Origin of the sequence: Paenibacillus agricola, assembly GCF_011440305.1 — a bacterium.
Lineage (GTDB): Bacteria > Bacillota > Bacilli > Paenibacillales > NBRC-103111 > Paenibacillus_S > Paenibacillus_S agricola.
Genome location: NZ_JAAOIW010000003.1, coordinates 15,413 through 37,174, shown reverse-complemented (window position 1 = coordinate 37,174; position 21,762 = coordinate 15,413). Strand labels below are relative to the sequence as shown.

Here is a 21,762-nt window from a genome sequence, read left to right as displayed (position 1 = left end):
GCGAGTCCAGCCGTGGAGCCGTTTGGTTAGTTGGCCTGCCTGCCTTATGGCGGGCTATTCTCTATGGATTCACAATAAACGGAATTGTGTGGTATAGTTACGAATGAAAACGGATGAAAATTCGTTATTCTTTCATGTACATGTACATGTACTTGTCTAACAGAGACAAGAGAGGTTCGAAAAACTCCCTCTATAAAAAACTAAAGAAATGATATCTGCAGATATCGTATTTGATCTTTGTTTGTATAGTTAATTTTGAATCTCTCTTTTTATCTCAATTCTGTAGAAAAGAGAGGAACACCTATGAAAAACGAAAAAGCTGTAGTTGTTTTTAGTGGCGGACAAGATAGTACGACCTGCCTATTCTGGGCTAAGGCCCGATATAGCGAGGTAGAGGCAATCACGTTTAATTATGGCCAGCGCCACAAGCTGGAGTTGGAATGTGCGGCTAGTATAGCTCAGGATTTGGGTGTCAAGCACCATGTTCTGGATATGTCATTATTGAACCAACTGGCTCCGAGTGCTTTAACACGGGACGATATCGACATCAAAGAGGAAGAGGGGAAACTCCCCAATACGTTTGTTGACGGCAGAAACCATTTGTTCCTGTCATTTGCAGCAGTTTTAGCCAAGCAATTGGGCGCACGGCATATCATTACCGGTGTATGTGAGACGGATTTCAGTGGATATCCGGATTGCCGCGACATATTTATTAAATCTCTTAATGTAACTTTGAATTTGTCAATGGACTACTCCTTTGTTATTGAGACGCCATTAATGTGGTTAAATAAAGCTGAAACATGGGCGTTATCCGACCATTTGGGAGCATTTGATTATGTCCGTAATCGAACACTTACTTGTTACAATGGGATCATCGCTGAAGGCTGTGGAGAATGTCCAGCATGCCGTCTTCGCAAACGGGGTCTCGATGATTACGTCGCTTCAAGAAATGGCAGGGGATTGTGATGCTCCAACAAATGTATCCTTCAGTCACCCATCCTTTCCAATTTGAACTAAATAAAGACTTCCACTTTGCAGCGGCTCATTATATACCCGCCGAAGCTGCTGGACAATGTTCACAAATGCATGGGCACACTTATTTTGCCAATATTACTATTGCAGGTAATGAACTGGACGAAGTAGGCTTCCTTGTCAATTTTTCATTGATTAAGAAGCTTATTCACGACCGTTTCGATCATACGCTATTGAACAACGATAGTAAATTTGATCAGGATGATTCCGCACGATTTCCAACAAGTGAAATTATAGCAAAAACCATATGTAATCTTGTACAAGAGCATTTGGACACAACCCTGAATCGACCTGTCTGCATCCAAGTGTTTTTAAGGGAGACACCTACAAGCTATGTCATATACCGTCCAAAGGCGGGTGAAAGCTATGGAAGCTAAAGGTATACCTGTTCTTGAACTATTTGGTCCTACCATACAAGGTGAGGGAATGGTTATTGGTCAAAAAACGATGTTTGTTCGTACAGCGGGTTGCGACTACTCCTGCTCGTGGTGTGACTCTTCATTTACTTGGGATGGCTCTGCCAAGCAGGACATTAGATGGATGTCAGCCCGTGAGATTGAACATGAGCTAGATCAATTAGGTACAGCTACCTGTAGCCACGTTACCATCTCTGGCGGTAATCCTGCCTTAATTAAACAACTAAGTGAATTAATCGAGGTTCTGCATGCGCGTGGAATAGAGATTGCCTTGGAGACACAGGGAAGTCGTTGGCAGGATTGGTTTATGGATATTGACGAATTAACGTTGTCACCAAAGCCTCCGAGCTCAAATATGATTACGGACTGGGCACTATTGGATCCTATTGTAGAAAAATTAACCACAGGTCGAAGAAATTTTAGCTTGAAAGTGGTCATCTTCGACGAGGTCGATTTGGATTACGCAAGGATCGTCCATCTCCGCTATCCCCATGCTGATTTATATTTACAGGCAGGAAACCACGATGTTATAGAAGCCAATCGAGATGTGTTACTACAGCAATTAATTGAACGATATATGTGGTTGATACAGGCGGTGATGACCTCAAGTGATTTTAAAAAGGTGAGGGTTTTACCGCAGCTTCATACTTGGATGTGGGGAAATAAGCGTGGTGTTTAATTATATATATTGACAAAAATGTAACTATAAGAGTATTATTAATGCATAGTATTCTTATAGGAATAAATATATTTTAGGAAGACCGGAAAACCGGAAACCAGCCTCGGCTTGTTTTCGGTTTTTTTTGCATGATTATAACCATGCACGGAATTAAGCAATCATTAAACGAATTGCTATGAGAAAAAACTAAATCTACAGAAGCGGAGTGAATGAGGTATGAATGAAAGCGAACGCAAGGTCCACCTTAATGTGTTTGTCCGAGTTGCAGGCCATCACGCAGGGGCATGGAAGCATCCTGACGCAGAGCCTGAACGCGATTTGGACATTGAGAAGTATGTGGAGCTGGCCCAATTGGCAGAAAAGGGATTAATTGATTCTTTATTTACTGCAGACAATTATTCGGGCACGGGTAGAAGGCTAGAGCCGTTCACGCTGCTTTCGGCTTTGGCAGCAGTAACGACAAATATCGGCTTGATAGGGACTGTTAGCACTACCTATAATGACCCCTTTCATGTGGCAAGGAAATTGGCTTCATTAGATTATCTTAGCAATGGGCGGGCGGCTTGGAATATAGTAACAGGGCATTCTCCCGAGGATGGCAATAACATAACAAAGTGGGGCGGGTATCCAGAGCCGAGCAAACGTTATGAAATTGGCGATGAATTTGTTGAAGTGACCAAGCAGCTATGGGATAGTTGGGATGAAGAAAATGTTGCCAGTAATGATGAAAGACATCTGCGTATCAATCATAGTAATGTTCACGAAATTGACTTTGAAGGTGAGTTTTTTAATGTAAAAGGGCCTCTGAATATTCCGCGTCCGCCGCAAGGCTACCCCGTACTGGTTCAAGCTGGCTCTTCAGAAAACGGCAAGGAGTTGGCAGCCAAGCATGCTGAGGTCATTTTTACTGCGCAGCAGACGCTTGGGGCGGCTCAAGAATTCTACAGCGACGTCAAATCTAGATTATCAAAATATGGTAAAAATCATGATCAATTGCTTATTATGCCTGGATTGGGGTCGATTGTTGGTGAAACAGCAGCAGAGGCCAAAGATTTAGAGGACGATTTATTTTCGTTACTGAATCTTGAAAACTCATTGAAACAAGCATCACGTTTTTTTTCTGTGGATTTCTCGGAGTATGACTTGGATGATCGGGTACCGCTCGACAAGATTAAGCCTGAGGATGGTAGCCGCAATGGGGGGATTACAAGTCGGCGTGAGGTTGTACTTGATGCTGTGCGCAGAGACAAATTGACGATACGGCAATTTTTGAACCGCAACGCTGGTGGGCATGGACATGTCACGTACAGGGGGTCTTACATACAGGTGGCTGATTTCATTGAAACATGGTTGCGGGAGCGTGGTGCTGACGGCTTCAATTTATTGCCCCAGGTGGTGCCGCATAGTCTGGAAACCTTCATTAATAAGGTGATTCCGGAGCTGCAAAATCGCGGGATTTTTCGGACTGCTTATGAAGGAACCACATTACGTGAAAATCTTGGGCTTGTCCGTCCTGTAAACACTAATCGGCAAATATGGACGGCCAGGTTTCAAGCTGCCAAGAGTATCCCTTCCGAAGTCAAATAATAATTAACCCGGAGTTGGACAAAAACTAGTGAATAGTAATATTCGCTTTAATATGATGGTATGAGGTGGACAATATATGGCTCAAGAATCAAGAAAAGCCCATTTTAATGTATTTATTAGCGCTACCGGACATCATGCAGCTTCCTCGAAGCATACGTCAGTCAATCCGAACGGCGGTCTTGATCTGGCGCATTTCGCTAAACAAGCGCAAATCGCCGAAAGGGGCCTACTGGATTCGCTGTTCGTGGCGGATGGTTATGCAGGACTGTCCCGGCGCTTCGAGCCGTTTACGTTGTTCTCTGCGCTTGCAGCGCTTACGAAGCATGTGGGCTTTATCGCTACCGTAGGAACCACCTATAACGATCCTTACCACGTAGCCCGCCAATTTGCTTCCTTGGATCATATCAGCAAAGGGCGTGCCGCCTGGAATATCGTGACAGGAGCCCAATCCGCGGCCCACAATTTCGGTCGGGAGGAGCACCCGGATGTTGAGGAGCGCTACAGGGTTGGCGAAGAGTTTGTTGATGTTGTCAAGCAGCTATGGGATAGCTGGGAGGAAAATGCACTCGTTTACAACAAGGAAAAGGATCTTCGCCTTGACTCAAGCAAGGTATACCATATTAATTTTCAGGGCCAATATTATAAAGTGAAGGGCCCTTTGAATATTCCGCGTCCACCGCAAGGCTATCCTGTGCTGGTGCAGGCAGGATCATCCGAAGGTGGCAAAGAGCTGGCTGCGAGGACGGCAGAAGTGATCTTCACCGCACAGCAGACGCTCGGGGCAGCGCAGGAATTTTATGCGGATGTAAAGGCAAGGCTGGCCAAATTCGGAAGAACGCAGGACCAACTGCTTGTTATGCCCGGACTCTGCCCAATAATTGGCGATACCGAAGCGGAGGCTAGGGATCTTGAGGAGGAGTTGTTTACCTTACTAGATACCAAGAGTTCACTGCAAAATCTTTCCCGCTTCTTTACAGTGGATCTTTCCGAATATCGCCTGGATGCACCAGTACCACTTGATAAGCTGAAGCCAGCGGAAGGTTTCAAGATTGGGATTACCTCTCGGCTCGATGTGATCATCGAGGCAGCGATCAAGGACAAATTTACGATCAAGCAATTCCTGAGCCGTAGTGCAGGTGGCCATGGCCATATTACGTATACAGGCTCCGTTCTTCAGATGGCCGACTTTATTGAGAAGTGGTTCCGTGAAGGTGGAGCAGACGGCTTCAATATTTTGCCGCCCATTTCCCCGGTAGGCTTGGAGTCATTCGTCGATAAAGTCATACCGGAGCTGCAGAATCGCGGGATTTTCCGCACGGCCTATGAAGGCAAGACACTGCGGGACAATCTGGGCTTTGCAAGGCCGGATAACCAGCACAACAAATTATGGGCAGCCAACGGGCAAACGATCGATGTGCAATAACGAAGGAAGGGCTTGGTAGCTTATGGTTTGTTTTTGAGGGCCTGCCATGATGTAGCTGCGCAATATCCCGAAGTGAGGGTTGATACACGATTGCTACGGAGTTCGTACTCGAGATTTAGGAGGAGTTGCCTTAACTATAGAATTTACATAAGCTATAATCGCAAAAATAGTTCAGTAGAAGTAATTGACAGGAAAGATAAGGGATGCTATATTTCAAATTAAAGTAAATTAATAGGAATAATGTAAATTATAGTATTAATAACCGGACAACCGGAGATTAGGCTTTTATAGGCCATAGTCTTCGGTTTTTTCATGGATTCCATTTTCATGGATTGCACAAAAGAAAGAGGTGGGAAGGATGAGTACGCCCCAACGTAAAGTTCACTTGAATGTTTTTTTGAGGGGAGCTGGCCATCATGCTGCTGCATGGAGGCACCCAGACACAACCCCGGAGCTAGGGTTTGATTTCCGGTATTATTTAAAGCTGGCACAAATTGCCGAACGTGGCAAGCTGGATTCTTTGTTTATGGCAGATGGCTATGTGGGGACGGGCAGAAGGTTGGAGCCCTTCACCCTGCTTTCGGCTTTGGCTGCTGCTACGGAGCATATCGGATTAATCGGCACCGTAGGAACTACGTACAATGAGCCTTACCATGTGGCGCGAAAATTTGCCTCGCTTGACCATATCAGTGGTGGCAGGGCGGGTTGGAATATTGTTACGGGACATACCGATGCTACTGCATATAATTTCGGTAGGGAAGAGCATCTGGAGCATTCTAAGCGTTACGAGGCTGCGGAGGAGTTCGTGGAAATAACGAAGCAGCTATGGGACAGCTGGGAGGAAGAGGCACTGGTCTTTGACAAGAAGTCCGGTGTGCAATTTGATGAAGCATGGCTGCATGAAATTAATTTTAAGGGAAATGTCTACAAGGTCAAGGGGCCGCTCAATATTCCGCGTCCTCCCCAGGGCTATCCCGTACTGGTGCAGGCAGGCTCCTCGGAGAGTGGCAAGGAGTTAGCCGCAAAGACGGCAGAAGCCATATTCACGGCACAGCCTACATTTGGAGAAGGCAAAGCCTTTTATACGGATGTCAAAGCAAGATTAGCCCGATACGGACGTACCCCTGATCAACTGGTTATTTTGCCTGGATTGAGTCCTATTGTGGGGGATACCATAGCCGAAGCCCAGGATTTAGAGGATGAATTGAATGCTTTTAATGATGTAGAGGCTGCTGCTGAAAAGTTGTCAGAACGATTTGGTGTCGATTTGGCGGGTTATCCGCTGGATGGGCCATTCCCGGTATCAGCATTTGACGATGCCTTGGGGATTGACACGGTGAATGGCAGTAAAAGCCGCCATCAGCTGATCTTGGACTTGATCCGCAAAGAAAATTTGACCATCCGTCAGCTTGTTAATCGTCTTGCCAGCGGTCGAGGGCACTTAACCTTCACAGGTACGCCCATCCAGCTCGCTGATGTGATTGAACAGTGGTTCAAAAATGGTGCATCCGATGGCTTTAATTTAATGCCGCCCTTATACCCAAACGGACTGGAAATTTTCGTCGACAAGGTGATTCCGGAGCTTCAAAATCGTGGACTGTTCCGTACGGAATATGAGGGGAAAACATTACGGGAAAATTTGGGGCTGGCGCGTCCTGCCAACAATTTACGCCAAATCTTGGGAGCAAAAACATAAAAAAATAAAAATAGCATTGCCAAAATGGTATTTGCTATGGTAGAGTGATCAAAATCACACTAAACACATAGGATTAATCAGATGCAATGACCAGACCACTGGAAGGCACAACATACGTTGTGCTCTTTTTTTGTAAAAATTTCAGGACTGCGTAGAAAGGAGTGGTAATAAATGGTTCAACATAAAGCAATTGAACCGGAATTTGGTTGGTATATGCCAACAAGAGGGGATGGTCCCTTCATTGGCGTTAAGCCTGACCGTGTGGTAGACACCACCTATATGATTCGTGTTGCACAAGCTGTGGAGGAAGCGGGCTACACCTTCGCACTGATCCCCACTGGAGGGCATTGCACCGATGCATGGATTATGGGAGCAACACTGGCCGCCCATACGAAGGTGTTCAAGCCCTTGGTGGCCATGCGCCCGGGCTTGATCGCCCCTGCGCTTGCTGCACGGATGGGAGCTGCTTTGGATGAAGTTACCGGAGGCAGGGCGTTAATTAATATTGTAACAGGCAGCTCCCCTGATGATATGAAAGCAATGGGTGATTCGCTGGCATTCGATAAGGATGCAAGATATGCACGTACGCTGGAATATATCAAAATTGTCCGCCAGCTATGGATTAACTCCCAAGAGGTAGAAGGGAATACAGTACTCGCATCCCGTGGCAAAGGTAAGGTGGCGGAGCCCTTGGATTTTAATGGAAATTATTTTCAGATTGAAGGTGGGGTCAGCTACCCATCACCGGTGCAGAAGCCGCATCCTCCATTTTATTTTGGGGGCAGCTCGCCAGCAGCGAAAAAGACCGCAGCGGAAATCGCCGATGTTTATCTGATGTGGGCCGAGCCGCTTGATTGGATCAAGGAGCAAATGGACGAGGTCGAATACCATCGGGATGTGCTTAATAAAACGCAGGGGATTGATCGTTATATCCGCTACGGCATCAGGGCACAGGTTGTTATTCGTGAAACGGAGGAAGAGGCATGGGCAGCAGCCAAGTTGATCGTCAGCAAGGTTGATCCCTCTACTTTGCAGGAAACAGAGGCACGCTTTTCAAAAGCCGAATCTACCGGACAGCAAAGGCAAAATCAGGTGAGGCTGCAATCAGCCCGAAACGATTATGTGATTGCACCCAATTTTTGGGCAGGGCTTTCCGTTGTTCGTGGAGGGGGCGCGATGGCTTTTGTTGGCACTGCGGACCAAGTAGCCGATCGGCTGATTGAATATATCGATATCGGAGTTTCCTCCTTCATTCTATCGGGCTATCCCAATCTTGAAGAAGCGTCCATTTCCGGCAAAGCGCTGATTCCTGCGGTAAAGAAAAAGCTGCTAGAACGGGCTACAGTACATAAAGACATTTTCGTATCCTAAAAAATCCAATAGAGGAGTGTGTAATGATGAGTATTCAATTCAGGAAATTTGGCAGAACAGGTTTAAAGGTATCTGAGGTCAGTTTAGGTACAATGGCTTTTGGACGGTGGATCAGTGAGCAGCAATCCGCCGAGGTCTTGGATACTGCGCTTGATGCGGGTATTAACCTGATTGATACCGCAGATGTATATGGCACCGGCTCGGATCGAAATAATCCTTTGGAAGGTGGGCAATCGGAAACGATTCTTGGCAACCTGCTCGGAGAGCGTAGACATCGCATTATTTTGGCTACCAAGCTTCATGGCCGTGTGGGATTGGAGCCCAATGATGCAGGCCAAAGCCGTTATCACATTTTTCGTGCGGTAGAAAACAGCCTCAAACGACTAAAAACGGATTACATTGATTTGTATCAAGTGCATCGATTTGACGAAAATACGCCGCTTGAAGAATCTTTGAGAGCTTTGGATGACCTAGTTCGCCAAGGTAAGGTCAGATATATTGGCGCATCCAACTATGCCGCTTGGCAAATTGCCAAGGCGCATGGCATCTCTGCCCGTTTGAACCTTCATCGTTACGAAAGTATTCAGCCGGAATATAGCATTATAGCTCGCGATATTGAGAAGGAACTGCTGCCGTTTATTGCTTCTGAAGAAGTTGGTGTGATTGTATACAGCCCTCTTGGACGTGGTTTGCTAACAGGCAAATATAAATTTGAGCAAGCACCACCGGAAGGGACTCGCGGAGCTGCTGGCGAGAAGCGTCTGCAGGTTCTGCTGGATGAGGAACGTAATTTCCGGATTGTTGAGCAGCTCAAAGGCATTGCCGAGCGTAAGGGCTGGTCGTTGGCCCAGTTGGCACTCACATGGGTCGTTAGCAGGCCCCATATTACCTCAGCTATTCTTGGCGCTTCTAATGCCCAACAAGTGACAGAATCGGTGGAGCATATTGGAGACAAGCTTTCAGCTGATGAGCTTGCCGAGATTGATGTGATTACGAATGAAGCTGTTGGCTCTAGCAAAAGAACTTCTGCTCTACAAGAACCAGCAGGTGCAGCAAGAAGCTAATTGAATCCATGTTTGTTTAGGAGTGGCAGGTTCGATAGGAGGGGCGTTGATATGGCGGAAATCGTGATCAATCATTTATATAAACGCTATGGCAAAGACAAACATCCGGTCGTAAACGATTTCCATCTGGACATCAAAGACAAGGAATTCCTTGTCTTTGTAGGTCCATCCGGCTGCGGGAAATCGACGACACTGCGAATGATCGCCGGGTTGGAGGATGTCACAGAAGGGGAGATTTTTATTGGGGACACGCTAGTGAACAACCTGCCTCCCAAGGATCGCGATATTGCCATGGTTTTTCAGAACTATGCCTTATATCCGAATTTGAGTGTCTATGAGAATATCGCCTTCGGGCTTCGGCTGCGTAAGCAGCCCAAGCACGAAATCGATTTGGCAGTAAAAAGGGCGGCCCGCGTGCTGGAGATTGAGCAGTACCTTGACCGCAAGCCCAAAAATTTATCAGGCGGCCAGCGTCAGCGGGTTGCGCTGGGACGTGCGATTGTCCGCAATCCCAAGGTATTCCTCATGGATGAACCGCTCTCCAATCTGGATGCGAAGCTACGTGTGCAGATGCGTACCGAGATTATTAAGCTTCACAAAGCGCTGGGTGTTACCTTCATTTATGTAACACATGACCAGATTGAAGCGATGACAATGGGAGACCGGATTGTGGTTATGAAGGATGGGGTGATTCAACAGGTGGATACTCCCGAAACTATTTACAGATACCCAAGCAATACTTTTGTAGCTAGCTTTATTGGTTCGCCACAAATGAATTTTCTCGATGGTCGTATCATAGAGAAGCTTCCGGGAAACCTTGAGTTCTCCACATCCCGCTTTTCATTGGAAATTCCTAATGATTTGGCATTGATCCTGATCAAGCATAGCCTGGTTAACCGAACGGTGACACTGGGGATCCGGCCGGAGAACATTAATTTGGAAGGTCTATACTCCGATGCTATCCTGACGGGAGTATATAAGCTCAGTGAATTGATGGGCGCGGATCGATTTCTTCATATGGACATCGGCCAGGATAAGCTATTGGTCGTTAGGGTCAATCCGAGCTTTCAGGCTAAGGAGGATGAGAACGTCCGGCTTTCTCCAGACATGACCAAAGCCTTGTTTTTTCATAAAGATACCGGAACAAGGCTTACTTAAATCACGCTTGTCATCGGGAAGGGAGTGTACGCATTGTTTTTCAATCAGTTTACAAAACAATCTTGGAAGCGGATCATCCCCTTCTTGTTAGCGACGGCGTTGGTAGCGGTTAGCAGCTTGCCGGCAGAAGGGACTGTCCCTGTTGCCAATGCGGCAGCTACTAAACAGGAGCCGCAGCAGGCTGCGTCCATGGTATCACCAGCAACCCAAGCATCGGATGTGAAAACGACCAGCAGCAGCATAGAACCCGAGCCTTATTATGCAGATGCTTTACAAGCGTGGAAGCGGCAGAGTGCACAGGATGCCACAGCTTCCGTGACCATTAAGGCTTCGACACCTACCGCGCGTTCATCACAGGATTCCACCTTCTCAGTAGGTAATTTAGAGGGGAAATCGGATGTTCTGCTATGGAGAGGAGCTAAGGTGAGCTGGGTGGAATACCAGTTCAACGTATCCGCTAAAGGCTTGTACGAATTTCAAGCCTCCTATCGTCCGCTTCCGGGTAACGGTGTTGGCAATCCAATCACATGGGACGTAACGCTTGACGGGAAGCACCCCTTTCGAGAGGCCTCTTCCATAACATTTTACCGGGATTGGAAGGATTCACGACCAATTCTGAAAAATAGCGATGGGGACGAAGTAAGGCCCCGTTCCGTTGAAGCGCCGGCTTGGCGAATTAAACCGTTTATTGACTCGGAAGGCGCTTATGCGAATCCGTTAAAGTGGTATCTCACCGAGGGTGTTCACACGATCAGGCTGAGTGGTATCGAACCAGTGGCCATCGAGGAGCTGCGAATCGTTCCTCCCGAAGCTATTAAAGCTTACGCCGGGGTAGCCGAGGCTTATCCGCAAACCAAGCCTGTTCAGGCTAAAGCCTTGACCCTGCAGGCAGAAAATATGGATTTGAAAAATGATACCTCAATCAAATTGTTTTCCGATACAGACCCGCGTTCAGTTCCTGTTGCCAAAGGAAGAATTACGTATAATACGGTCGGAGCGAAACGATGGATGTATCAGAACCAAGAGATTAGCTGGAACTTTGAGGCTCCCGAGACGGGTAAGTATAAGATAGGGCTACGCTCCTTGCAAAATCAAATTTCCCAAAAGTCTTCTTTTCGCAGGATTAAGCTTGATGGCAAGGTGCCATTTCAAGAGTTTCTTACTTATCGCTTTCCCTATGATTCCGGCTGGAAGGGAACGGTCTTGGAGCAGCCTAACGGAAAGCCCTACGGGCTGTATTTGGAAAAAGGCAAACATACGCTGTCGATTGCCGTAACAGGTGCTCCGGTTAAGCCAGCTCTGATCAAAATCGATGAGTTGTCGCAGCAGCTTCGTTCTATCGACCAGGATCTAAGGTCGCTTACCGGTGGACTGATTGACAGAAATCGAACCTGGAAGGTAAATCAGGAGCTGCCTGATCTGGCAGGTCGGTTGGACTCGGCAGCGAAGCTTATGGATAGCCTATCCGGGGAGCTGCTGCAGGTGAATGGTGTTAAGGATAGCATCATCCAAGGCTTTGGTACATCTGCCCAGGATATTCGTGCGCTGCTGAAGAAGCTGGATGATGTACCTTATTATGCGGATCAAATTACAAGCATTAATGAGAAGATCAGCAGCTTCATTGAACAATTATTGCAGCAGCCGCTGCAAGTAGATGAGATATACATCGCTCCACTGGAAGAGCCGTTTCCTAAGATGGAAGCCTCCTTGATTTCTGGAGTTGCAGGGTCGCTAACGAATTTCTTCTATTCCTTCCAATCGCGGGATAGCTTAAGTGATTTGGATGAGCGTGTACTGAATGTATGGGTGCAGCGTGGCCGAGACTATGTCGATCAATTACAGCAATTGACCGATGAGGAGTTTACGGCGGAAACAGGTATTAAAGTCAAGGTCAACCTGCTACCGACTCCACAGCTGCTTGTTATGTCCAATGCAGCAGGTATTCAACCGGATGTAGCGCTTGGGTTAACGCAGGATTTGCCTGTTGATTATGCCATTCGTGGAAGTGTCACGGATTTATCGAAGCTGCCTAATTTCAAGGAAATTTATAATCGTTTTAGCCCTGGCTCTTGGTTGCCGCTTCATTATAATAAAGGCTACTATGCGATTCCCGAAACGCAATCCTTTCAGGTGCTCTTTTATAGAAAGGATATTTTGAAGCAGCTGGACCTAGAAATCCCGCAGACTTGGGAAGATGTGTATGCGTTACTGCCGGTTTTACAGCAAAATTCATTGAATTTCTATATGAATCCAAAGGATTATACGCCGTTCTTTTATCAAAACGATTCGGAATTTTATAACCCTCAAGGCTTGCGAACAGCGCTGGATACCCCGCAAGGCTTTAAGGCCTTCAAGCAGTGGACCGATCTGTATAATACGTATGCAGTGGAGAAAGAGGTGCCGAGCTTTTACCAGCATTTCCGTAGAGGCACGATGCCGATAGGCATTTCCGACTACAATATGTATGTACAGCTTATGGCAGCTGCACCTGAATTGAATAACCGCTGGGGGATAGCAGAGATTCCTGGTGTGAAGAAGCCGGATGGAACCATCAGACGATGGGCCGGAGGCGGGCAAAGAACAGGTGTAATTTTTGAAAAGTCGAAAAAGAAGGACCAAGCTTGGAAATTTATGCAATGGTGGATTTCTCCTGAGACACAGGCACGTTATGGCAATGATATCGAAGCGGTCAATGGGGTAGCTTTTCGGTGGAATACTTCCAATGTCGAAGCCTTTGTTAAGCTGCCATGGAAGCAGGAGGATGCCAATATTATTCTCAAGCAGTGGAGTTGGTACAAGGATATTCCGAATTTGCCGGGCGGGTATTTTCTGGAGAGAGAAATTACGAATGCTTGGCTGCGTGCGGTTGTAGATGGGACGAATTATAGAAGCTCACTGGAAACGGCTGTCATGGACATCGATAGGGAGCTCAGGCGCAAGCAGCAAGAATTTGGTTATGTGGATCAAAACGGACATATACTCAAAACCTTAGATTTACCGGTGGTTGATAAACCATGGGAAGGGGTTAACGCCTATGTTAAATAAAATCTCAAATGTTGCAGTCAGCACGTCCATCAAGACCTCTGTAAAGCCGCAAGTGGAGCCGCAAGTCAGTAGGCTTAGCCAAGTGCTTTCGGAGATATGGGCATATCGTCTATCCTATCTCTTTATCGCACCGTTCATGCTGTGCTTTATCGCATTTATATTAATCCCTGTGCTTGCAGCAGTCGGTCTGAGCTTTACCTACTTTAACGCGATTGAGCAGCCCCGATTTATCGGATGGCAAAACTTTCAGTACCTGATCTCCCAGGATTTGTTGTTCTTGAAATATGCGCTGCCCAATACGTTCAAATTTGCACTTATCGTTGGACCGGGCGGATATATGGCGGCTTTTACACTCGCATGGCTGATTACCCAGCTGCCTGATTCCTTACGCAGATGGTTTGCTTTAGCGATGTATACACCGTCCCTGACGATCGGGATCGCCATGTCGATCGTATGGCTACCGATGCTGACAGGGGATAGAATCGGATATTTGAATAGTATCCTGCTCCAGCTTGGGATCATTGATGTGCCTAAGCTGTGGGTAACTAGTAAAGATTATTTAATGAATTCCATGATTGTCGTTACGCTCTGGTCCAGTATGGGCGTTGGTTTTCTGGCTATGCTGGCGGGTATTCTCAATGTTAACAAGGAGCTGTATGAAGCAGGTCGCCTGGATGGCATATCGAGCCGTATCCAGGAAATTTGGTTCATTACGATTCCATCGATGAAGCCGCAAATGCTGTTCGGGGCGGTGATGGCTATTGTCGCTACGTTCAAAGCAGGAGCGATTGGCGTCGAGCTGTCAGGTGTGAATCCAACCCCCGAATATGCGGGACATTTAATTATTAATCATATTGATGATTATGGATTTATTCGTTTCGAAATGGGCTATGCTGCAGCGATTTCGGTATTTCTGTTAATACTCATGTATGTGTCCAATAAATTGAGCTGGTCCTTGTTCGGCTCAGCGGACGATTGACTGGGCTTCTCTAGGAGGGATGAATGATGACAACGTTGCGCTTGCCTTGGAGGCTGGCACATGTATTCCGCAGAAGACCACGGCTGCATAGAATGGACGGCTTTCAGAAAATATTGACCGTCCTGATGGTTTTATTGTCCATCTTCATGCTGCTGCCTATCGTATATATTCTTAATCATGCTTTGAAGCCTTACCACGAGCTGTTTGTGTATCCGCCCAATATTTTCGTGAGGGAGCCTACCCTGCAAAATTTCACGGAGCTGTTTCTGGTAGCTGCCAATTCAACTGTACCGATTACCCGCTATTTGTTTAATAGTGTGTTTATCTCTGTTGTTGCTGTGGCAGGTGTTACGCTGGTGAGTGCGATGTGTGCTTATCCCATTTCCAAGCATAAATTTCCGGGACATAAGCTTGTATTCAGCCTTATCTTGTTAACGCTTATGTTCGCGCCTGAGGTGATGCAAATCCCTAGATATTTGGTAGTTAGCCATCTTGGTATCATGAATACGTACTGGGGACATATCTTGCCGCTGCTTGCGATGCCTGTGGGCGTTTTTTTGCTTAAGCAATTTATTGACCAATTGCCTAATGAACTGCTGGAGGCTGCGAGAATGGACGGAGCAGGTGAAATCCGTGTATTCCTGCGAATCGTGATTCCGGTATGTATGCCAGCTGTGGCGACCGTGGCTATTTTGACGTTCCAAACCTCATGGGGCAATTTGGAAACCTCCCAGCTTTTTATGCAAAATGACGAAATGAAAAATTTTCCTTTCTTCCTTAGCACATTAACCAACAATGCGGCTAATATCGTGGCCCGCCAAGGTGCAGCTGCAGCTGCGGCTTTAATTATGTTCGTGCCGAACCTGCTAATCTTTCTGTTCTTCCAAGGCAAGGTGATCTCAACAATGGCGCATTCAGGCATTAAATAGCAACCAAGGAAAGGAGGGCGGGTTCTTGCGCTCGTATCTAATGAAACAAATTCTTGTGGTCTTGCTTGTTGCTGTCATTTCGACAGTGGCCGTTCAACCAGAAGCGACCTATGCCTATACCCCATATAGTACCAATTACAAAGACGGCTACGATCAATTGGTGTGGACACAATCTGCTTACAATCCGGTTGCTGCACTTGGTCGTGATATTTATATTCCAGATCCGAGAAAGCCTGACCAGCTCATCTTTTCGCCGCTTAAGCAAGCCCAAGATCTGTTTATAGATGATAAGGACCATATCTATATCGCAGACACAGGGAACAACCGGATCGTCCATCTGGATGAACAGGGCAAGCTGGTCCGTATTTTGGAGGTCAAAGAAAGCCCGCTGAATAAGCCACAAGGTTTGTTTATCGACCCCAAAGGAACGATATACATTGCGGATACGGGCAATAAACGTGTAGTTAGCCTGGATAAGGATGGGAGGTTCATTCGTGAATTTAAGCGTCCTGAATCGAAGTTTTTACCGGCTTCATTCAAATTTGATCCAGTGAAGCTGGTCGTGGACAAACGTGGCTTTCTCTATATTGCAGCGCTTGGTGGTTACCAGGGTCTTGTACAACTGGATCCCGCAGGCAATTTCCAAGGTTTTTTCGGTGCTAATACGACCAGCTTTTCTTTAATTGATATGTTCAAAAGGCTTGTCTATACAAGGGAGATGTACGTCCGAGAAATTAGCAAGCTGCCCGGTTCGATAGCGAGCGTAACAACCGACCAGGACGGTATGGTCTACACGGTTTCCAAGGATATCGAATATGGGCAAATCAAGAAGCTGAACATCGCAGGCTTAGACCAGCTCGAAAGCAAAGGAGATTTTGCAAAAGGTGACAAGAAAACCTCTTATGGTGAAACGGCTTTTTTTGATTACCAGCATCGTGTACCGCTATTGGCGGATTTAACAGTGGACTCGGATGGGAACATTACCGTGATCGATTCGAAGCTGAAGGTAGTCAACCAATATGACAGCTCTGGTAATTTGCTGTTCTTCTGGTGGGGCGATGACAATGCGGTAACGACCAAGCTGGGTTTGGTCAAGACACCTACAGCGATTACGACCAATTCCAAAAATGAATTGTTTATTCTGGATGGTGAGAATAATTTTGTCCAGTCGTTCCGTCTTTCAGAATTCGGCGCCTTGGTGCATAAGGCCAATCATTTAACCCAGGAAGGCAAATATGAGGAGAGCGAAGCGCCTTGGGCGGAGGTAAATCGGCTTAACGCCTATTATACACCTGCGATTTTGGGGCTGGCGAAGGCTGCTTATAAAAAAGGAGACTATACGCAAGCGCAGCAACTATTTTACGAGGCAGGTCAGGCACAGGGTTACTCGGATGCTTTTTGGCAAAATCGGCTAGTCTGGTTTCAAAAGAATTTTGGCGTGCTGATGAATGTGGCCATAGCGCTGTTCATCTTCCTGTTTGTTTTAGAAAAATGGAGTAAAAAAAGCGGCTGGCGGCAAAAATGGCGTCAGCGTAAGCACAGTGAGCGCTTGCTGGTACAGCAGCTAAAGCAAGCCTTCTATATATTAAAGCATCCGATTGACGGGTTTGGAGCGCTTCGTCACGAGAACAAGGCAGGTGCATGGAGCAGCCTTATCATTTGGGTATTGGCGCTTGCTTCCTTTTGCCTGATGCAGGCGGGTATCAGCTTTATTTTTAACCCAGCTGTTATTCTAGAGGTCAATTTGCTAACGGTAGCCATTCAGTTCCTAGCGATTTGGCTCGCATGGGTCATCTCCAACTATTTGATTTCCTCGATTCTACGGGGGGAAGGCCGATTTCGTGATGTTGTGTACGGGAGTACTTATGCATTGTTTCCCTTAGTGCTGGTCGGCTTGCCACTAACCCTAATTTCAAACGTGATGACATTAAATGAAAGCTCGATTTATAACTTTCTGTATATCGGGTTGTTTACCTGGATTGGCCTGCTATTATTCTGGAAGGTGCAGAGCATGCAAAATTACAGTATAGGCGAGACGTCTGTTAGTGTCGTATTGTCGATGGTTACGATGACAGTGCTCGGAGTATTGATTTTTATTACGGTTGGATTAACCAAAGAACTAACGGATTTCGGTTACTCGGTCTTCCAGGAGGTGACGATTCGATGAGGCTTAAACAGGTTTGGTACCGGTCAGCAGCTGCGCTAACAGTAGCTTTGATAGCGGGAATCGTGCTGCTTCAACAGCAAGGAGCCGCTTGGCTGTATGCTGCCGACCAGAAGGAAACTGGAAAGCCGGTTACAACCTTGGCGGTACCGCCATCCACCTCAGTGGCCCAGCAGCCGGCTGTTGCGGCGAAGTCCGGTCTTCCCGATGAAACGGCTTTTCGCGTCGTAGCAGAATCGCCGGCATTGAAGCTGTGGGTCGATGACAAGACAGCCCACTTCAAGGTAGAACAGAAGCAAAATGGGCAGGTATGGCGTTCCTATCCGAACCCGGAGCAGTGGCCCAAGGAAACCATCACAGGTACGTGGAGAAATAATTTGTTATCTCCCATTATGCTGGAGTACATTGATGCCTCCAATTCCAAGTCCCAAGCGAAAACGATCAGTTGGACAGAGGATAAAGGAGCGCTGGAGGGATTTCAAACGACTCCGAATGGGTTTAAGGTTGTTTTCAATTTTACCGGCACACAGTTTAAAATTCCGGTTGAAGTGAGACTGCAGGATGACTATGTGGAAACAGTCATTTTTGATCCAGAGATCAAGGAAGGCAAGCTTAGCCTGCTGAATCTGAAGCTGTACCCGTTATTGGGGGCTGAGGCTTACAATGAAAAGCAGGAAGGTTACCTCCTAGTGCCGGACGGCTCAGGTGCACTGATTCGCTTCAAGCCGAATCAAGCCAATGATAAATCGTTTTACCGTGCAAGTGTATATGGACCAGACACAGCTTTCTTCAATGAAACAACAGCGCGCAATCCGCTTAGAATTCCTGTATTCGGTTTGAAATCGGGGGCGCAGGGACTGGTTGGAGTGATGGTTTCTGGAGAGGAATACAGCAAGGTATTTGCGGCTCCGAACGGTGCATATGGCCAATATAACTGGGTGACGGCAGAATGGCAGTATCGGATTAAATTTTTCCAAAATACGAGCAAAAAAGCCGAAACCGGTTTTTTTACGTACAGTAAGGATCGTTTCACGGTTCCCGAGCGCAAGACTCGCTATTACCTGCTGGATTCGGTCAAAAGCGATTACGTAGGAATGGCTGAGAAGTTCAGAAGCTATCTGGTTAAAGAGAAAAACCTGAAGCCTGTGCAGCCCAAAAGCAACGAAGTTCCGCTCTACATTGACATTATCGGTGCAGATATTAAAAAAGGGCTCCTGTGGGACAAATATTTGAAGGGGACGACGACTGCCGAGGCTATTGAGATGGTCAAGAGCATTACCGCACGAGGCATCAAAAATTTGACAGTTCAATACGCAGGATGGCAGCAGGATGGCTATAGCTCATACGGAGGCCTGTTTCCGGTGGATTCACGAATAGGGGGTAATGCCGGTATGCAGCAATTTATCCAATACGCCCACTCCGAGCAAATTCCGGTATTCCTGACAGCCAATTATACATTGAATAATACGGGTAAGGATGGATTCTGGCCAACGTTCGATGGCCTTCGTGACTTTGTTGGCAAGGTGCTGGAATTTGAAAATTATGCCAATCACGAAATGACAACCCAAGTGAGCCCGCTCTTTACCAGCAGCCTTGCCCAGGAGGACCTTAAGAATTACAAAGCGCTTGGAGCGGATGGTATTTATTACAACGAAGGTATTGGCCAGTACTTGAACAGCGATTACAACAATAGTTATCGCGCCAACCGCAGCGATGTACTGAAGAGCCAGCAGGCCGTGCTCAAGCAGACCAAGGACACACTGGGTGCGGTCCATGTGGAGAACGCTAATTTCTATGCTTTAAATGAGGTTAACCATATTCATCGCTTAGCCGATACGTATTCGTATGATATTTTTGTGGATGAATCGGTGCCTTTCACACAAATAGTGCTGCATGGCTTGATCACTTACACATCGGAATGGTCCAATTTACGTGAACAATACCGTAGCGATTTTCTACGAAGCATCGAATTGGGCGCTTATCCAGCCTACGTATTTACGAGTGCCCCATCCAGTACCATGAAGGGCGCCTATTCCATCTGGTATTATAGTATGGATTACCGTCAATGGGAGGCATCGGCCGTTAAAGAATATAAGCGGTTCAATGAAGCACTTGGCGATGTTCAGGATAAGCTGATTATTGGGCATCGAACCTTGGCTCCCAATGTCAAAGAAACAACTTACGAGGGCGGCAAAACTGTGATTGTTAATTACAATGAGCAGGAATTTTCGGATGGGCAAATTCGTGTTCCAGCCCAGGACTTTATAGTCGGGAAGAAGGGGACTCAGCAATGAGCAGAATAAGGCTTCAAGGGTCTACTCTCCGAAAATTAGAAGGAACCTTGTTTATTACACCATGGATCATCGGTTTTCTGGCTTTTGTTGCCTTTCCGTTGGTATTCTCCTTGTATATGAGCTTTCATCGTGTAAAAGTGACAGTCAATGGCATTGAGACGATTCCAAATGGTGTGGAATATTACCGTGAAATTTTATTTGCTGATGGTGGGCTGCTATATGATGATTTAATCCCCTTTCTGCGTGAAGCAGCGGTGATGATTCCGATTATCTTGATTTTTTCGCTATTGATCGCTATTTTGTTGAACCAGAAATTTTGGGGAAGAACCTTCTTTCGAATCATTTTCTTCTTGCCAGTGATTTTTTCTTCTGGGCAAATTATTCTTGAATTTATTAAACAGGGGGAAGGTACACTCTCCTTTGTAGAATCCTTGCGCATTGATTCGTATATTATTGAATATGTTCCCAAGGCTTGGGTGGAGCCGATCAATCATATCATTAGCTCGTTTGTGCTGGTGCTTTGGTACTCAGGGGTGCAAATTTTAATATTTTTGGCAGGCAGGCAGACGATTTCATCCTCCGTATATGAGGCTGCTCGTATTGATGGGGCAGACCCTTGGAACACATTTTGGAAAATTACACTGCCGGGACTTATCCCTTTTATTTTTTTGAATTTGATTTTTACGGTCGTTGATTTATTTACATTCCCAACCAATCCGATTATTAGCAAAGTGACGACAGCCAATTACGGCTTATCTAGCGCACTTGCTTGGATTTATTTTATGATCGTGCTGGTGTTTATCTCTATAGTGATGCTGCTTTATAGTAAAGTTGATAAAGCCTTTAGTGGTAAACGCAGCTAACAAATGCTTAGGAGGAACCAACATGGAACGTGTGCTCCACATATTCAGGAAACGTCAATTGGCTAATGGCTCCTTCAGGAATAGGTTGGTCGTTACGAAATATTTTCTTATTGGCAAGGAGGCAGATAAAGGATTCTTGTTCCGCTTGTTCCTGTATTTAATCCTGATCGATACCGCTTTTATTTATTTGAAGCCAATTTTGTATATGGTGATCACGATGCTCAAGGATGCCGATAATATGCTGGATTCGTCTGTGATTTGGGTACCCAGATCGATTTACACCGGACATCTGGAGTCGGCATTCGAGATGCTCAAATTTAAAACAGCCTTTTTCTACAGTCTGACGATCTCATTGTCCGTGTCCATCCTGCAAATTCTTTCTTGCTCAATCGCAGGCTATGCTTTTGCGAGACTGGAATTTCCATTAAAAAAGCTGTTATTTATTGCACTGATTTTTACCTTCATCCTGCCACCGCAGCTAACCATTTTGCCTTCCATTCTAATGTTTAAAGAAATCGGCTGGGCCAATACGTATTTGCCGATGATTGTACCTGCTATTTTCGGGCATGGACTGAAGGGTGCGCTGTTCGTGATTATTTTCCGGCAGTTTTTCTCAACGCTGCCCAAGGAGCTGGAAGAAGCAGCTAGAATTGATGGAGCTAATGCTTTTAGATTTTTCTTTAAAGTCATGCTGCCAATTTCTAAGTCTGCGATCATCGTCGTTTTTTTATTTTCATTTGTGTGGAATTGGAATGATTTTTACTTGCCTTCTATGTATATGTCCGGTTCCAAGGAGGTACCGTTGTCCATCAGCTTGGCCAAACTAGCTGCTTCATTGACGGCCGATGAAGCACAGGGAGGGATCAGTATTTTCTCAGAGCCTATTAAAATGGCTGCTTCATTTCTCATCATTGTTCCAGTATTGATTGTGTATGGGATTGCCCAACGATGGTTTGTCGAAGGTATTGAGCGCACGGGGTTGGTGGAGTGAAAGCTACTGGCATGCTAAGACAACACACTCGTTGTGGCGTCTCCGGTGTTTTGTATGAGGATTGGCAAGAG

Annotated in this window: 16 protein-coding genes and 1 riboswitch; all 16 genes read left to right on the top strand. The window is 46.3% G+C overall.

Going from position 1 to position 21,762, the window contains the following annotated elements; all coding sequences use genetic code 11:
• Window positions 1–165: 165 nt before the first annotated feature.
• A riboswitch (PreQ1 riboswitch) is annotated at window positions 166–210 on the top strand.
• A 93-nt stretch (window positions 211–303) separates the two neighbouring features.
• The 16 genes from queC to G9U52_RS08190 all read left to right on the top strand — a co-directional run bounded on the left by queC (window position 304) and on the right by G9U52_RS08190 (window position 21,691).
• Window positions 304–966, top strand: coding sequence for a 7-cyano-7-deazaguanine synthase QueC (queC, locus tag G9U52_RS08265; protein ID WP_166148314.1), 663 nt, complete (start codon window positions 304–306; stop codon window positions 964–966).
• Complete coding sequence (locus tag G9U52_RS08260) at window positions 966–1,409, top strand: 6-pyruvoyl trahydropterin synthase family protein (protein ID WP_166148312.1); 444 nt, start codon at window positions 966–968, stop codon at window positions 1,407–1,409. Before queC ends, G9U52_RS08260 begins: the two co-directional genes overlap by 1 nt.
• A complete protein-coding gene (queE, locus tag G9U52_RS08255) occupies window positions 1,399–2,127 on the top strand; it encodes a 7-carboxy-7-deazaguanine synthase QueE (protein ID WP_166148309.1) in 729 nt (242 codons plus the stop codon). Before G9U52_RS08260 ends, queE begins: the two co-directional genes overlap by 11 nt.
• 216 nt (window positions 2,128–2,343) lie before the next feature.
• Window positions 2,344–3,714 (top strand): LLM class flavin-dependent oxidoreductase, encoded by a 1,371-nt coding sequence (locus G9U52_RS08250; RefSeq protein ID WP_166148307.1) that lies wholly within the window; start codon window positions 2,344–2,346, stop codon window positions 3,712–3,714.
• 76 nt (window positions 3,715–3,790) lie between these two features.
• The gene (locus tag G9U52_RS08245; RefSeq protein WP_166148305.1) at window positions 3,791–5,137 is read left to right on the top strand and encodes an LLM class flavin-dependent oxidoreductase; all 1,347 of its coding nucleotides are present in this window, start codon (window positions 3,791–3,793) and stop codon (window positions 5,135–5,137) included.
• 358 nt (window positions 5,138–5,495) lie between these two features.
• Window positions 5,496–6,833, top strand: a complete 1,338-nt coding sequence (locus tag G9U52_RS08240; RefSeq protein ID WP_166148303.1) for an LLM class flavin-dependent oxidoreductase — start codon at window positions 5,496–5,498, stop codon at window positions 6,831–6,833.
• 171 nt (window positions 6,834–7,004) lie between these two features.
• Window positions 7,005–8,204 (top strand): LLM class flavin-dependent oxidoreductase, encoded by a 1,200-nt coding sequence (locus G9U52_RS08235; protein WP_166148301.1) that lies wholly within the window; start codon window positions 7,005–7,007, stop codon window positions 8,202–8,204.
• 26 nt (window positions 8,205–8,230) lie between these two features.
• Window positions 8,231–9,268: an aldo/keto reductase gene (locus G9U52_RS08230; protein ID WP_166149399.1), complete on the top strand. Its 1,038-nt coding sequence runs from the start codon at window positions 8,231–8,233 to the stop codon at window positions 9,266–9,268.
• Between the two features lie 51 nt (window positions 9,269–9,319).
• On the top strand, window positions 9,320–10,426 hold the full coding sequence (locus G9U52_RS08225; RefSeq protein WP_166148299.1) for an ABC transporter ATP-binding protein: 1,107 nt from the start codon (window positions 9,320–9,322) through the stop codon (window positions 10,424–10,426).
• Window positions 10,427–10,459: 33 nt separating this feature from the next.
• Entirely contained in the window at window positions 10,460–13,471 is a 3,012-nt protein-coding gene (locus G9U52_RS08220; protein WP_243767225.1) for an extracellular solute-binding protein, read from the top strand.
• Window positions 13,461–14,450 carry a carbohydrate ABC transporter permease gene (locus G9U52_RS08215; protein ID WP_166148296.1) on the top strand — a complete coding sequence of 330 codons (990 nt, stop codon included), beginning with the start codon at window positions 13,461–13,463 and terminating at the stop codon, window positions 14,448–14,450. Before G9U52_RS08220 ends, G9U52_RS08215 begins: the two co-directional genes overlap by 11 nt.
• A 26-nt stretch (window positions 14,451–14,476) precedes the next feature.
• Window positions 14,477–15,379, top strand: a complete 903-nt coding sequence (locus tag G9U52_RS08210) for a carbohydrate ABC transporter permease (RefSeq protein WP_207952896.1) — start codon at window positions 14,477–14,479, stop codon at window positions 15,377–15,379.
• 25 nt (window positions 15,380–15,404) lie between these two features.
• On the top strand, window positions 15,405–17,546 hold the full coding sequence (locus G9U52_RS08205) for a YIP1 family protein (RefSeq protein ID WP_166148292.1): 2,142 nt from the start codon (window positions 15,405–15,407) through the stop codon (window positions 17,544–17,546).
• A complete protein-coding gene (locus G9U52_RS08200; RefSeq protein WP_166148290.1) occupies window positions 17,543–19,837 on the top strand; it encodes a DUF5696 domain-containing protein in 2,295 nt (764 codons plus the stop codon). The genes G9U52_RS08205 and G9U52_RS08200 overlap by 4 nt, the downstream gene beginning before the upstream one ends.
• Window positions 19,834–20,700, top strand: coding sequence for a carbohydrate ABC transporter permease (locus G9U52_RS08195; RefSeq protein ID WP_166148287.1), 867 nt, complete (start codon window positions 19,834–19,836; stop codon window positions 20,698–20,700). The genes G9U52_RS08200 and G9U52_RS08195 overlap by 4 nt, the downstream gene beginning before the upstream one ends.
• A 22-nt stretch (window positions 20,701–20,722) precedes the next feature.
• The gene (locus tag G9U52_RS08190; RefSeq protein ID WP_166148285.1) at window positions 20,723–21,691 is read left to right on the top strand and encodes a carbohydrate ABC transporter permease; all 969 of its coding nucleotides are present in this window, start codon (window positions 20,723–20,725) and stop codon (window positions 21,689–21,691) included.
• Window positions 21,692–21,762 lie beyond the last annotated feature (71 nt).

Bases quoted from the DNA above. Each gene is read 5' to 3' on its own strand.
- G9U52_RS08210 (WP_207952896.1), top strand. From the start codon at position 14,477: ATGACAACGTTGCGCTTGCCTTGGAGGCTGGCACATGTATTCCGCAGA.
- G9U52_RS08225 (WP_166148299.1), top strand. From the start codon at position 9,320: ATGGCGGAAATCGTGATCAATCATTTATATAAACGCTATGGCAAAGAC.
- G9U52_RS08260 (WP_166148312.1), top strand. From the start codon at position 966: ATGCTCCAACAAATGTATCCTTCAGTCACCCATCCTTTCCAATTTGAA.
- G9U52_RS08235 (WP_166148301.1), top strand. From the start codon at position 7,005: ATGGTTCAACATAAAGCAATTGAACCGGAATTTGGTTGGTATATGCCA.
- G9U52_RS08240 (WP_166148303.1), top strand. From the start codon at position 5,496: ATGAGTACGCCCCAACGTAAAGTTCACTTGAATGTTTTTTTGAGGGGA.
- G9U52_RS08190 (WP_166148285.1), top strand. From the start codon at position 20,723: ATGGAACGTGTGCTCCACATATTCAGGAAACGTCAATTGGCTAATGGC.
- G9U52_RS08215 (WP_166148296.1), top strand. From the start codon at position 13,461: ATGTTAAATAAAATCTCAAATGTTGCAGTCAGCACGTCCATCAAGACC.
- G9U52_RS08245 (WP_166148305.1), top strand. From the start codon at position 3,791: ATGGCTCAAGAATCAAGAAAAGCCCATTTTAATGTATTTATTAGCGCT.
- G9U52_RS08195 (WP_166148287.1), top strand. From the start codon at position 19,834: ATGAGCAGAATAAGGCTTCAAGGGTCTACTCTCCGAAAATTAGAAGGA.
- G9U52_RS08250 (WP_166148307.1), top strand. From the start codon at position 2,344: ATGAATGAAAGCGAACGCAAGGTCCACCTTAATGTGTTTGTCCGAGTT.
- G9U52_RS08200 (WP_166148290.1), top strand. From the start codon at position 17,543: ATGAGGCTTAAACAGGTTTGGTACCGGTCAGCAGCTGCGCTAACAGTA.
- G9U52_RS08230 (WP_166149399.1), top strand. From the start codon at position 8,231: ATGAGTATTCAATTCAGGAAATTTGGCAGAACAGGTTTAAAGGTATCT.
- queC (WP_166148314.1), top strand. From the start codon at position 304: ATGAAAAACGAAAAAGCTGTAGTTGTTTTTAGTGGCGGACAAGATAGT.
- queE (WP_166148309.1), top strand. From the start codon at position 1,399: ATGGAAGCTAAAGGTATACCTGTTCTTGAACTATTTGGTCCTACCATA.